The organism is Streptomyces sp. AM 2-1-1 (genome assembly GCF_029167645.1).
Classification (GTDB): Bacteria; Actinomycetota; Actinomycetes; order Streptomycetales; family Streptomycetaceae; genus Streptomyces.
Genome location: NZ_CP119147.1, coordinates 222,751 through 235,684, shown reverse-complemented (window position 1 = coordinate 235,684; position 12,934 = coordinate 222,751). Strand labels below are relative to the sequence as shown.

The window sequence follows — 12,934 nt, the reverse complement described above, 5'->3', positions numbered from 1 at the left end:
GGATGCTTGAGATCGAGCAGAACGAACGATGAGCGGGATCCGGGCGGTACGCATTCACTGGGGGATCCGGCGACGTTGAAGCCGACGAAATCAAGCCAAACTTGGCTTCAGATGTTTCGATGTTATGAACAGCACACGTGCGAGTCAATACAACTTCCGTATTCATGAACGGAATTGAGCACTCCGATCCCCTGCTCGCACCCGGCCGCGAGAGGGCCGGACCAACGCGTCCGCAGTCGGCGACGGAAGCGAACGCGCAGGTGGGGGCCCGAGTCCTCCGCACCGGGGCGGAGTCCTGCCGCACCGCCCGGGCCCGATGATGCTGCGGACATCGCATCCGTACGGGTGCGGGGGAAACCGCGCGCGCGAGGTGACCGTCGCCTGCGTCTCCCGGGCGCGGCTTCGTCCGTGCCTCCCAGGCGCGGCAAACTTTTCGCGGCTGTCCTGGCCGGCGCCTACTCGGAAGTCCGCACCGACCGGTCGACGGTGAGCGTGGACTCCGCCTCCTGCCGGCCCTACCGGCACGCCGCCGGGGCCCGCCCGCGGCCGCCACGCCTGCCGGGAAGTAGGCCGACGCCTCCGCAGCACCGCCCCGATGAAGGGCTCGGACACTCCCTCTGCACGCGCAGGAAGGAAATCGAGCGGACGATCAACGCCCTGAAGAACCCCCGGGCCGTGGCGACGGGATATGACAAGCGCGCCACCATCTTCCCCAGCACCGTCACCCTCACCTCGATCCGGCTCCGGCTCCGCCCATGAGCTGCCGGGTCAGCCCGACGCCTGGGCGCCGGTCAGTTCCGTGACCCGGACGGCGGTCTCCTCCGGCAGGACAGGCGGCTCCCCTCTGGTCCAGACGGCCCGCACGGACATACGGCTGATGCGCCAACCGCTGTCGGTGCGCCGGAAATCCCCCTCGTAGATTCCGCCCACCGTGAAGAGGGGGTTGGCACCCTCGCCCCTTGCTCGGAGCGTGGAGTCAAGATGGACGTGGGTCATGTGGGCGTTCCAAGAGGCATGGGCCGTCCGCGCGCCCGGTCCGGCCTGGACGAGGACGTCGGAGGAGATGTGCAGGGTGGCGGCGAACCGGCCGGTGGCCTCCTCCACGTGGCGTACCGCGTCGGCACCTTCGGCCACACCGAGCGGCGTCGTCGTCCGCAGGTCATCAGTGAAGTAGGCCCCGGGCCACCCCTCGTCGTACCGCCGCTCGTCCATGGTGCGGAAGAAGCCGCTGATGAGGGTGGCGATCTCGAAGTGGTCCCGGAGACCGGTCGTGCCGGTCATCTCGTTCATGGCTCGATCATTCGGTCTCAACCGTGCTTGAGGTCAAGACTTCCCTCCCTCGTTGCCGTCAAGACCGCGCCGGACGCCGTGGCTTGGAACATGATCCGCCGGACACGCACCAGGGGTGCGGGCCTCGCCGTCGCTGTCGTGCGTGCACAACGACGTCCTGCAGACCTGCCGCCCGCGAACACGTCCGGCACCACGCCGGGCCGGGCGGTGGCCGGACCTCTCATCAGCGTCTCCGGCGGCACTTCCCGGGCCGGTGGCACCACCCCAGGAGGCGGCACTTTTCGGCCCGGCGGCACCACCTCAGGTCATGCTTTCGGTAGGGGGACCGAGTCGCGCCGGGCCGGAGGCCGGCAGTCCCGTTGCAGGACCCCGAGGAGCATGCCGGGGCGGGAGGGGTCAGGGCTGTCCGCCGCGCTCCAGGGGAATGCGCTCACCGGCTTCGACCGCGACCGGCAGACGGTTCTCCTTCGGAGGCAGCGGGCAGGTGGCCAGGTCCGTGTAGGCGCAGGGCAGGTTCCCAGCGCGATTGAAGTCCACCACGACGGCTCCGTCCTCGTCGGGGGCGGCGATCTGGAGGGAGCGGTTCGCCGCATAGGTCGTCACACCGGAGGTTCGGTCGGTGAAGAGCGCCATGAGGGAACCGGGGCGCGTGCCGTTGAACGTGGTGAGGCGGTGGACCTCTCCGGCCAGCTCGAACTCGACCTCGCCGGGGGAGTCGTAGACGTGCTCCAGACCCTCGACCGACGCGCCGACGGTCACCGGGCGAGGCTGCTCGAACGGCACGAACCGGCCGGGGCGCACCCAGCGGGTGTCGGGGGCGTAGACGGGGGTGCGGGTGAAGCCGGTGCGCAGAACGTTCTCCGGGTGGCGGGGGCGCAGGATGTCGTGCCCGCCCCGCTTGGCGACCTCGATCACGGCATCCCCGTACCCGGGGAAGAGGCTGGTGCGTTCACCCAGCACGCCGAAATGATGACGGCCCGTCAGGGTTACTCCGTCCAGAATCAGTTCCTCGCCGTCCGCCAGATCCACCACCACGCCGTCGGCCGACGTCGACCAGGCGCCCGGTGCGTCGGCGAAGCGTTCCGGTTCGGCGCTCAGCCAGTGCAGGCTCGTGATGGCGAGGAATCCGTGCGGCCCGGCGAGCGTCTCCTCCTTCTGCCGGTGCCATGCCTCCCACTCCTCGACGAAGGTTCCCTGGGCGGTCTCCGGGACGGTCATGTCCACTCCCTCGTGCTCCGTGGCGGGCGGGCCCGCCGGGGTCGGTTGCGGTTCTCCAGCACCCAACTCCGAGGACCGCCGCCTTCATTCCCGCCCCGTCGCCGGGGTTCCGTACCCTGGGACGGCATTGTTCGGCGAGGCGTCCGCGGGTTAGCCTCTCGGAGAGATCGCCCGCGTCCCCGTGCGGTGATTCCCGTGTCGGCAGCCCTCACCCGGCCCCGACCGATCCGAGGACTGCGAGGTGAGCGACGTGCGGGCGCGCCCCTTCAGCGAGCACGGCAGCCGTCTGCCGCACCACGCCGGATCCTCCACGCTCCGTGTCCTCCGGCGCCACGTCGACCTGCTCCGGGTGAGCAGCGCGCTGTGTCCGGGCTCCACGCCGCGCCGCTGAGCGCGTCCCTCTCCGCCGGCCCGCGTACCTCGGCGTGCGCGTCCACCTCGCGCGGGTCCGGGCCCCGCGCATGAGCGGGTCGTGAGCCGCGCGCCTTCCGCGTTCCCCGGTGCGCCGGGGGTTTCCCTTTTTCCCATCCCCTGACACGCCGTCATGTGCAGTCGACTGTGCGTCCGGTGGCCGGTCACGGCTGCCCGCGCGCCCCGACCGGAAGGTTCGCCGTGCCCGAAGACGCCACGCGCAACGGGGTGTTCGCCGCGCTGCGCGTGCGGGACTACCGGATCTACTGGAGCACCGGTCTGGTCTCCAACACCGGATCCGCGATGCAGGGCGTGGCGCTGGACTGGTTCGTGTTCGACCTCACGCACAGCGGGACGGCGGTCGGGTGGGCGGCCGGTCTGCAATTCGCCCCGGTCCTGCTGTTCGGCCTCTGGGGCGGGGTACTCGCCGACCGGTACGACCGCCGCACCCTCCTGCTGTGGGCGCAGTCCCTCTACGCGGTGCAGGCGGTACTCCTCACGGTGCTGGTGGTCTCCGGCCACGCACCCCTCTGGTCGCTCTACCTCCTCTCGTTCGGCCTCGGCACCGTTTTCACCGTCGAGAACCCCGCACGGCTCTCCTTCGTCACGGAACTGGTCGGCGGAGCGCTGATCCCGAACGCGGCCGGTCTGAACATCCTGTCGCTCAACGCGGCCCGGCTGGTCGGACCCGCGATCGCCGGGGTGCTGATCGCGGTGATCGGTGCCGGCGGGGTGTTCGCGGTGAACGCCCTCTCGTTCGCGGCGGTGACCGCGGGACTGCTCATGATCCGTCCGCGTGCATCCGGGGCCGGGGCTCCCGCGGCGGGGGCGGAACGCTCGGACGGGGTGGCAGGCGGGACCGGTGCGGAAGGCGGAAACCTCCCGCCTCGTACGAAGCGAGCGCCGTTGCGGGGAGCCGGCGTGGAAGGGCTGCGGTACGTCGCCGCCCGGCCCGAACTGACCGGCGTCCTGGTCCTCTTCGGCCTCGTCTCCACCTTCGCGGTGAACTTCCCCACCACCCTCACGCTGTTCGCCGGGAGGGTCTTCGACGTCGGATCCAGCGGCCTCGGCTTCATGTCGACCGCACTCTCCGTGGGCACCATCGCCGGGACGCTCGCCGCGACCCGCCGCGCCTCGCCCCGGGTACGGACCGTGGTGGCCGGGGCCGTCCTGTTCGGCGCGAGCGAGGCGGTGGCCGCGCTCATGCCGTCCTACACCACCTTCCTGATCCTGCTGCTGCCGACCGGATTCACGCTGATGATCCTCAACACGGCGGTCAGCGCCTTCGTCCAGTCGGAAGTCGGCGACGCGGTGCGCGGCCGGGTGATGGCGGTCTACACCGTCGTCTCCATGGGCGGCGCCCCGCTCGGCGGCCCCGCCGTCGGCTGGGTCTCCCAGCACGCCGGGGTGCGCTGGGGACTCGCCTCCGGAGCGGGCGCCGCCGTCCTCGCCGCCGGGGCGGTGGCGCTGTGGCTGTCCCGGCGCGGCGCCACCGTCCCCGGCCGGGCGTCCCGGGTGCGGGCCGCCGCCCGCGCGGCGCCCTTCCGCACCCCCGCCACGATCCCGCCCGGAGCGCCTTCACCGCCCCCGGACCCGTCCCTCCCCTCGGCGTACGCCGACCCGTCCGTACCCCGCACCACTTCGACCGGAGGTATCCCTCATGACTGATCGCGACACCCGGCTTCCCGGGCTGCACCTCGCCCTGGAGGTGGACGGCGACGGCGCCCATCCCGCCGCCTGGCGCCACTCGGGGCGACCGCCGGGCGCCGTCCTCGGCCCGGGAGCCCTCAGGGACACGGTGGCCGCGGCCGAGAGCGCGGGCTTCGCCCTCGTCACCTTCGCCGACTCGCCCCTGCCCCCCGCCGCGGGCGGGCCGGCCGGACGGCTGGAGGCCGGGACGCGCGCCGCGTACGTCTCGGTGCTGACCGACCGGATCGGGCTCGCGCCCACCCTCCACGTCACCACCACGGAGCCGTTCCACCTCGCCACCCAGCTCGCGAGCCTCGACCACGCCTCGCACGGCCGGGGCGCCTGGGTCGTCGGCGCGGCCAACGGCGAGGACGACGCCGCGACCGTCGGGGAGCCGGTGCGTCCCGCGGCCGCGCTCATCCGGGAGACCGCCGACGTCATCGAGACCGCCCGGTCGCTCTGGGACTCCTGGGAGGACGACGCCGTCATCAAGGACCGGGCCACCGGCCGCTTCCTCGACGCCGACCGCGTGCACGCCGTCGACTTCGAGGGCCCCGCCTTCTCGGTCAAGGGTCCCCTCATCACCCCCCGCCCGCCGCAGGGCCGGCTCGTCGTGCTGGTCCCGGACGCGCTGGACGTGGACGACCACGCCGACGTGGTCCTCGTCGCCCGCCCCGATCTCGCCGGCGTCGCCGCCCGCGCCGCCGACGCCCGGGAGGCCGGGGCACCGCTGGTGTTCGCCGAGGTCGAGGTGGTCCTCGACGCGGACGCGCCGGCGGCCGAGCGGCTCGCCGCCCTGGACGGGGCCGCCCTGTGGCCGGAGACCGGACGGCTGCGCCACGTCGGCTCGCCCGAGGCGCTGGTCGGTCTGTTGCGCGAACTCTCCGGGCTGGTCGACGGGGTACGGCTGCACCCGGCCGTGCTCGCCGTCGACCTGCCGGTCCTGGTGGACCGGGTGCTGGGTGACCCGGCGGCTGCCGGAAACCGGCCCGTACCCCGCCCCGGCGACACCCTGCGCGACACGCTCGGCCTTCCCCGCCCCGCCAACCGCTACGCCGCCCCGGCGGCCACGACCACCTGAGGTGACCGCCATGACCGCACCGCACCCCCAGCCCCGACTCCACCTCGGTGTGTTCTACACCGGAGTCGGACCCCAGCTGATCTGGACCGACCCCGACGCCCCGTCGCACACCGAGATCGACACCTTCGTCGAGATCGCGCAGATCCTCGAACGCGGCCTGTTCGACGCGTTCTTCCTCGGCGAGGGACTGCGCGTACGGGAGAACCGCGGCCGCGTCTTCGACCTGGACGTGGCGGGCCGGCCCGACGCCATCACCCAGCTGACCGCACTCGCCGCCGTCACGACACGCATCGGCCTGGTGGCCACCCAGAACACCACGTACAACTACCCGGCCGACCTGGCCCGCCGACTGGCGAGCCTGGACCTGCTCTCCGGGGGCCGGGCGGGCTGGAACATCGTCACCACCGACAACGCCTGGACCGGCGCCAACTTCCGGCACGGCGGCTGGCTGGACCACGCACGCCGTTACGAGCGCGCCGAGCAGTTCGTCGACGCCGCCAAGGAACTCTGGTCGTCCTGGGCGCCGGACACGATCGCATCCACCGGCGGTGACGACCACTGGGCCCGGCCCGGAACCGTCGTCCCCGTCGAGCGGGACACCGACCTCGTGAAGCTGCGCGCCACCGCCACCGTTCCGGGCAGCCGCCAGGGCAGGCCGGTGCTCTTCCAGGCCGGCGACTCCGACGGCGGCCGCGAGCTCGCCGCACGCCACGCCGACGTCGTCTTCTCCGCCAACACCGAGTTCGGCAAGGCCACCGCCTACGCGGCAGACCTCCGCGAGCGCCTCGCCCGCCACGGCCGGACACCCGACTCGCTGCGGATCCTGCCGGGCGCGAGCGTCGTCATCGGCGACACCCCTGCCGACGCGGAGGAGAAGGCCCGCTGGGTACGGGGCGAACAGATCAACGGCCCACGCGCCCTCGCCTTCCTGGAGCAGTACTGGGGGAGCGACCTGTCCGGCTACGACCCCGAGGGGCCGCTCCCCGACATCGAGCCGAGCGACCAGGAGCTCGACCCGTCCCGGGGGACCCTCGCCGTCGAGCAGCGCAGCGGCAAGCTCGCCACCATCCGCAAGTGGCGGGAGCTGGCCGCCGAACGCGACTACTCCATAGTCGAGTTGGTCAGAGAGGTGTCACCGGGGCACCCGTCCTTCGTGGGCACCCCCGCCTCCATCGCCGACGAGTGGACCCGCTACGTGCGCGAGGGGGTGGCGGACGGCTTCAACCTGCTGCCGCACCTGCTCCCGGCCTCCGTCACGGACATCGTCGACAAGCTCGTCCCGGAACTCCAGGAGCGGGGCGTCTACCGCACCGAGTACCGCGGCACCACGCTGCGCGAACACCTGGACCTGCCACCGCTCGACGCGACCGACGGGTGACGGAGACGGTCCCGCCCCGCGCCGACGGCCGCGCGGGCGGGACCGTCAGGCGGGTACCGGTGGCCGCCGGAGCGCACACCCGCCGGAGCGCCGGACGCCACCCGCGTCCCTGTACCGGGGATCGGTCCAGGGACGGCGTCCCGCCTCCCACAACTGCCCGCCTATGATCGACGGATGAGAAGGATCCCCGCCCTCCGGCGCGTGCCGGACGCCTCCCGGACCGGCTCGTGACCGGGCGCGCGGCGCCGCGTGCCGAGCGGTCGGCCCCACCGCCCGCGGGGGAGTCGCACCGCACCGGAGGACGCGTCCGGGGGCGCGGGGGGCGCGGCAGGACCTGGATCCTCGCGGTATGCGGAGCGGTGCTCGCCATTCCCGCCGCCCTCCTCCTCGTACGGCTGACCGGGAGCGACTCCGGCACACCTCTCGCCGTGCCGATGGTGCTCTTCCCCCACTCGCTGGTCCTCTCCCTGCTGGTCCTCGGCGTGACGGCCGGCATCCGCGCGTCGCGGTCGCGGGGCGTCGCCGCCGCCGCGCTGGTGATGGTCGTGGCTCAGATGTGGCTGATGGTGCCGCGCTTCGTCTCCCACTCCGTCACCGTCCCGCCGGGAGCACCCACCCTGCGGGTGGCGACCGTCAACACCGACGAGGGAGCGGTCGATCCCCGGTCCGTGGTGGAGATGGTCCGGGCCGAGCGGATCGACGTGCTCGCCGTCGAACAGACACCCTCCGCGGGACTCGCCGCGCTCGACGAGGCGGGGCTGAGCGCCCTGTTGCCGTACCACGCGCTGCACCCCGAGTACGACTCCTCGGTCTACTCGCGGCTTCCGCTGTCCGGGGCGGGCACCACGCGGATCGACACCGCCTGGCCGCAGACCACCGCCCGGATCACGGTCGGCGGCCGCGCCGTGCGGCTCACCGCCGTCCACACCTACTACCCGCTCGGGGACGCCGGGCGATGGACCGGGGACATGTCCGCCCTCACCTCCCTGGCCCGGAGCGACGGGCCGGACACCGTGTTCCTGGGCGACTTCAACGCCACCCTCGACCACGCGCCGATGCGCTCCCTGCTCGCCGCGGGCCTCACCGACACCCATGCGGAACTCGGCGAAGGCTGGGCGCCGACCTGGCCGGTCGGCACCGGGCCCCTCCCGCCCCTCGTGCAACTGGACCACGTGCTGCACGGCTCCGGGCTGGCGGGGATCTCCGTCCACGAGCCCACCCTGACCGGGACGGACCACCGGGCCGTCGTCGCGGTGCTCGCGGTCCTCCCGGTCTCCGGCACCACCGGTTGACGGACCGCCCGGAGGATCCTGCCGTCCGGGCCGCCGGAGGGCGGGCCGATGCCGGAGCGGAGGGACGTCCGGACGGAGAGGTCCCACGACGGACGGGCGTCAGAGCGGACAGACGGACGGCTCCATCGACCCGTCGGACCCGCGCACCGTCACCCGGACGCTCTCCCGCACACCGCTCGTCCGTGCCGGGCCCAGGTGCGCGGCGGTGCAGACCAGTTGCAGACGGGCGAGGGTGGAGAGTCTGCCGACCGGAGTGCCGAGCCGCACCCGTACCTGACGCCCGTCGGCTTCGACCTCCACCGCCGGTTTTCCATCGGGGAGTTCCGACCAGAAGCCCGCGTCCTCCTCCGATTCGTCCGGCCCGCGGAAGAGCATCGCCAGCACCTTGCCGGGCGCGACCCGCAAGGACCGCGTCGACTGGCGGCCCCGGGAGTACTGGAGGCCCGGCACCGAAGTCACCCTGGACGCAGCCCTCGACGGCACGGACTCGGGACCCGGCGGAGGGTTCTTCGTCCGCGACTACGCCATGTCCTTCACCATCGGCGCCGCCCAGGTGGTGAAGGTCGACCTCGACCGCCACCGGCTCGCCCTGGTCCGCGACGGCCGCACCGTCATGGACGTCCCCGTCTCCGGAGGAACCCCCGGCGGCGACAAGGCGTCCTGGCGCGGTACGGCCGTGCTGATGGCGAAGGAGGGCACCATCAACATGCGCTCCGAGACGGTCGGCCTCGGCGACGCCTACGACAAGATGGTCGACTCCTCGTTGCGGCTCACCTGGTCCGGCATGTACGCCCACGCCGCACCGTGGAACGCCGCGTACTTCGGCGTCGCCAACCACAGCTCGGGCTGCGTGGGCATGAGCGACGCCGACGCGGCCGAGCTCTACGCGAAGGCACGGGTGGGAGACCCCTTCGAGATCACCGGAGCGGACACCAAGGGTGTCGTCGCCGAGGGCAACGGCTACGGCGACTGGAACGTCCCCTGGACGGCGTGGCAGGCGAAGAGCGCGCTGGGCTGAGGCCCGGGCGGAGCGGAGCCGGCAGATCCCGGGAGGCGCCGACCGGCGCCCCCGGGACCCGCCCCGGTTTCAGCCCTTCGGCGGGCGCAGACCCAGGTGGTCGCGGAGGGTCGTCCCCTCGTACTCCGTACGGAACACACCCCGCTCCTGGAGCAGCGGGACCACGGTGTCGGCGAACTCGTCCAGGCCGCCGGGCACCAGGTGCGGCGCCAGGATGAAACCGTCGGACACCTCGCTCTGCACGGAGTCGTCGATCGCACGGGCGACCGTGGCGGCCGAACCGATGAAGGTCTGCCGGGCGCTGGTCTCGATCACCAGCTCCCGGATCGACAGGTTCTCCGCCTTGGCCCGCTGCCGCCACTCGGACGCGGTGGCCAGCGGATCGCGGACCATCCGCACACTGGCGCGGCCCTTGGTCACCGTGTGCTCACCGGTGTCGGGATCGATGTCGGGCAGCGGGCCGTCCGGGTCGTAGGAGGACAGGTCCCGGTTCCACACGTGCTCCAGGAACTTGATCGCGGTCTGCCCGCTGACCTGGCTGCGCCGTACCTCGTGCGCGCGCTCCTCCGCCTCGGCGTCCGTGTCGCCCAGCACGAAGGTGGCCGCGGGCAGGATCAGCAGCTCGTCCCGCTCACGCCCGTGGCGGGCGAGGCGCCCCTTGACGTCACGGTAGAAGGCGCGGCCCGGCTCCGGGGCGGAGTGGCGGCTGAAGATGGCGTCCGCGGTGGCCGCCGCGAACTCCCGGCCCTGGTCCGAGTCCCCGGCCTGGAAGATCACCGGACGGCCCTGCGGCGAGCGGGGCACGTTGAAACGGCCGGCGATGTCGAAGTGCTGGTCGCGGTGGGCGAACGTGCCGGCGTCCGCGTCGCGCAGGAACCGCCCGCTCTCCGGGTCGGCCACGAGGTCGTCCTCGGCCCAGGAGTCGAACAGTTCCCAGGTGGTCCGCAGGAACTGCTCCGCCCGCGTGTACCGGTCCTCCTCCGCGAGGAAGCCGCCGCGCCGGAAGTTCTCGCCGGTGAACGCGTCCCAGGAGGTGACGACGTTCCACGCCGCCCGGCCCGCCGAGAGGTGGTCCAGGGACGCGAACTGCCGGGCCACCTCGTACGGTTCGTTGAAGGTGGAGTTGATCGTGCCGGCCAGGCCGAGCCGGTCGGTGACCGCTGCCAGCGCGGCGAGGATGCCGAAGGTGTCCGGGCGGCCGACCACGTCCAGGTCGTAGATCTCACCGCCCTGCTCGCGCAGGCGCAGACCCTCGGCCAGGAAGAGGAAGTCGAACTTGGCCCGCTCCGCGGTGCGCGCGAAGTGACTGAAGGAGGCGAAGTCGATCTGGCTGCCGGCCGCCGGATCGCTCCAGACGGTGGTGTTGTTGACCCCGGGGAAGTGCGCCGCGAGGTGGATCTGCTTCAGTTCGTCGCTCATGACTGTCCTCCGGCCCGGACCCGGGCGTAACGGTTGGCGGGGCGGGAGAGGCCGAGAAGGCCGCGCAGCGAATCGGCTTCGTAGGCGCGGCGGAACGCGTCACGGCTCTGGAGTTCCGGCACCAGCCCCCGGCTGATCGCCGGCAGGTCGTGGGCGTTGTCGGCCGGACGGAGCCGGAAGCCGGTCAGGCCCGCCCGCTGCCAGTCCAGCAGCAGGTCGGCCAGCTCGCCCGGGGTGCCGGTGAAGATCTCGGCGTCACTCGTCAGGGGAGCGCCGGCCACGTCGTCCAGGCGCTGCCGCCGGGCCTTCGCCGCACCGGCGGTCTCGTCCAGGAAGACCACCAGGTCCCCGAAGACGTGGACGGTCTCGCCGCCCCGCCCGGCCGTCTCCTGGGCGGCGCGGATCTCCTGCGTCACGGCCCGCGCCTCGGCCGCGTCGTGCGGCGTGACGTAACCGACGTCCGCGGAACCGGCCACCAGCCCGTACGGGATGGTGGCGTGGGCCAACGACGTCACCAAGGGCTGCCCCTGCGGCGGACGCGGTGTGATGGAGGGGCCCTTGACGCTGAAATGCTTGCCCTCGAAGTCGATGTAGTGGAGCTTCGCGCGGTCGACGAACCGCCCGGTGGCGACGTCGCGGATCTCCGCGTCGTCCTCCCAGCTGTCCCAGAGCCGGCGGAGCACCTCGACGTAGTCGGCGGCCTCTGCGAACAACTCGCGCACCAGCGCCTGGGCATCGGGCAGCAGGTAGTCCTGCGGACGGAACGGCGGCAGGTCCCGGCGGCCGAAGTGCGCTGCCTCGTGCCCGGCGGCGGACACCTTCACCCGGACCCCGGCACGCCCGCCGCTCACGAAGTCCAGCGTCGCGACCGCCTTCGCCAGGTGGAACGGTTCGGTGTGAGTCGCCACCACGCTCGGCACCAGGCCGACGTGCCGGGTCAGCGGAGCCACCCGGGAGGCGATCAGGACCGCGTCGAGACGGCCGCGCACCTGGTCGGTGCGCCGGTCGTCGGCGGTCGGATCGGTCGACTGGAGTGACAGGGAGTCCTCGAAGGTGACGAAGTCGAGCAGGCCGTGCTCGGCCTCCCGCACGGCGTCGAGCCAGAAGCCGGCGGTGAAGAGCTCGGAGGCCCGGGAGCGCGGCTCGCGCCAGGACGCGGGATGCCAGCCCGTGCCGTCCAGCGCCACGGCGAGATGGAGGGGCTCAGGCGGTGAAGAGGGGGACTGCGACATGTCCGTAATGCCTTTCGTGATCGGCAGGGAAGTACGGGGCGGCGCGGCCGCTCGGCTTCGGCGACGCGCTCCGGGGTGCGGAGGTCAGATCCCCGGCGCGGCGGCGGGGTCGCCGCCCGGGACCCGGACCACGGCGAAGAGGGTGCGCACGCGCAGGGCGAAGCCGATCGAGAGGTAGAGACGGATGGCGTTCTCGTTGTCGCCCGCCGCGTGGAGGAACGGAACGTCCCCCCGGTCCCGGATGCCGTCGGCGACATGGCGGACCAGCCGGGTGGCGAGACCCTGGCCGCGGTGGCCGGCGTCCGTGCAGACCGCGCTGATCTCGGTGTGGCCGGGAGGCCGCAACCGCTCCCCGGCCATCGCCACCAGCCGTCCGCCGCGCCGGATCCCCCAGTACGCGCCCAGCTCGATGGTGCGCGGGAGGAACGGCCCCGGCTTGGCCCGGCTCACCAGGTCCAGCATCTCGGGGACGTCGGCCGGGGTCAGCCGGACGGCTTCCGGATCGGACCGCGTGCGCAGGGTGTCGGCCACGAGTTGCACGCCCGACGCCTGCTGCACGGTCTCCCAGTGGTCCGGCACGCTCCGGATGCCGGTCACCGCCGTCACCGCCCCGGGCCCGACGAGCGCGGCCAGATCGTCCCAGGCCCGCGGGTCCGCGGCATCGCCCAGCGCCACGAACGGAGCGACGTCCGTCTGGTAGCGGGCGGCGGATCCGACGATCTCCGCGAATCGGCGGTGCGGACCGTTGAGGGCGGCCCAGGCGGCGTTGTCCAGCAGATGGGGTGCGGGCCCGCCGGGCCGCGCGGGGCCGGAGCCGGGCGCGGGGCCGGTCCGGGGGAGGGAGTGCGGTGACTGGAGATCGGTGGACATCGAAGACCGTTCTTCTTCCGGTGGTGCGGTGCGGGT

General features: G+C 72.9%; 11 protein-coding genes and 2 pseudogenes. 7 read left to right on the top strand and 6 right to left on the bottom strand.

Annotation, left to right across the window (positions count from 1 at the left end; genetic code table 11):
• Window positions 1-468: 468 nt before the first annotated feature.
• Window positions 469-759, top strand: a pseudogene (locus PZB77_RS01080) (hypothetical protein); the annotation flags it as partial.
• A 9-nt stretch (window positions 760-768) separates the two neighbouring features.
• Here PZB77_RS01080 and PZB77_RS01075 read toward each other — a convergent pair.
• On the bottom strand, window positions 769-1,290 hold the full coding sequence (locus tag PZB77_RS01075; protein WP_275490607.1) for a nuclear transport factor 2 family protein: 522 nt from the start codon (window positions 1,288-1,290) through the stop codon (window positions 769-771).
• Between the two features lie 396 nt (window positions 1,291-1,686).
• Window positions 1,687-2,508 (bottom strand): DUF1684 domain-containing protein, encoded by an 822-nt coding sequence (locus PZB77_RS01070; RefSeq protein WP_275490606.1) that lies wholly within the window; start codon window positions 2,506-2,508, stop codon window positions 1,687-1,689.
• Between the two features lie 241 nt (window positions 2,509-2,749).
• On the opposite strand from PZB77_RS01070, the gene PZB77_RS01065 reads away from it, so the two are divergent.
• The 5 genes from PZB77_RS01065 to PZB77_RS01045 all read left to right on the top strand — a co-directional run bounded on the left by PZB77_RS01065 (window position 2,750) and on the right by PZB77_RS01045 (window position 8,359).
• Window positions 2,750-2,899 (top strand): putative leader peptide, encoded by a 150-nt coding sequence (locus PZB77_RS01065; RefSeq protein ID WP_275490605.1) that lies wholly within the window; start codon window positions 2,750-2,752, stop codon window positions 2,897-2,899.
• Between the two features lie 221 nt (window positions 2,900-3,120).
• Entirely contained in the window at window positions 3,121-4,587 is a 1,467-nt protein-coding gene (locus tag PZB77_RS01060; protein WP_275490604.1) for an MFS transporter, read from the top strand.
• A complete protein-coding gene (locus tag PZB77_RS01055) occupies window positions 4,580-5,689 on the top strand; it encodes an LLM class flavin-dependent oxidoreductase (RefSeq protein ID WP_275490603.1) in 1,110 nt (369 codons plus the stop codon). Before PZB77_RS01060 ends, PZB77_RS01055 begins: the two co-directional genes overlap by 8 nt.
• A 10-nt stretch (window positions 5,690-5,699) precedes the next feature.
• Window positions 5,700-7,067, top strand: a complete 1,368-nt coding sequence (locus tag PZB77_RS01050; RefSeq protein WP_275490602.1) for an NtaA/DmoA family FMN-dependent monooxygenase — start codon at window positions 5,700-5,702, stop codon at window positions 7,065-7,067.
• A gap of 359 nt (window positions 7,068-7,426) precedes the next feature.
• Window positions 7,427-8,359: an endonuclease/exonuclease/phosphatase family protein gene (locus PZB77_RS01045; protein ID WP_275490601.1), complete on the top strand. Its 933-nt coding sequence runs from the start codon at window positions 7,427-7,429 to the stop codon at window positions 8,357-8,359.
• A 99-nt stretch (window positions 8,360-8,458) separates the two neighbouring features.
• Here PZB77_RS01045 and PZB77_RS01040 read toward each other — a convergent pair whose 3' ends face one another.
• Entirely contained in the window at window positions 8,459-8,734 is a 276-nt protein-coding gene (locus PZB77_RS01040; protein ID WP_275490600.1) for a hypothetical protein, read from the bottom strand.
• 22 nt (window positions 8,735-8,756) lie between these two features.
• On the opposite strand from PZB77_RS01040, the pseudogene PZB77_RS01035 reads away from it, so the two are divergent.
• Window positions 8,757-9,377 (top strand): annotated as a pseudogene (locus PZB77_RS01035) (L,D-transpeptidase); the annotation flags it as partial.
• Between the two features lie 69 nt (window positions 9,378-9,446).
• Here the strand turns inward: PZB77_RS01035 and PZB77_RS01030 are convergent.
• The 3 genes from PZB77_RS01030 to PZB77_RS01020 all read right to left on the bottom strand — a co-directional run bounded on the left by PZB77_RS01030 (window position 9,447) and on the right by PZB77_RS01020 (window position 12,898).
• Window positions 9,447-10,796: an NtaA/DmoA family FMN-dependent monooxygenase gene (locus tag PZB77_RS01030; RefSeq protein WP_275490599.1), complete on the bottom strand. Its 1,350-nt coding sequence runs from the start codon at window positions 10,794-10,796 to the stop codon at window positions 9,447-9,449.
• Window positions 10,793-12,028 carry an LLM class flavin-dependent oxidoreductase gene (locus PZB77_RS01025; RefSeq protein ID WP_275490598.1) on the bottom strand — a complete coding sequence of 412 codons (1,236 nt, stop codon included), beginning with the start codon at window positions 12,026-12,028 and terminating at the stop codon, window positions 10,793-10,795. The genes PZB77_RS01030 and PZB77_RS01025 overlap by 4 nt, the downstream gene beginning before the upstream one ends.
• A gap of 84 nt (window positions 12,029-12,112) precedes the next feature.
• Complete coding sequence (locus tag PZB77_RS01020; RefSeq protein WP_275490597.1) at window positions 12,113-12,898, bottom strand: GNAT family N-acetyltransferase; 786 nt, start codon at window positions 12,896-12,898, stop codon at window positions 12,113-12,115.
• Window positions 12,899-12,934: the final 36 nt, after the last annotated feature.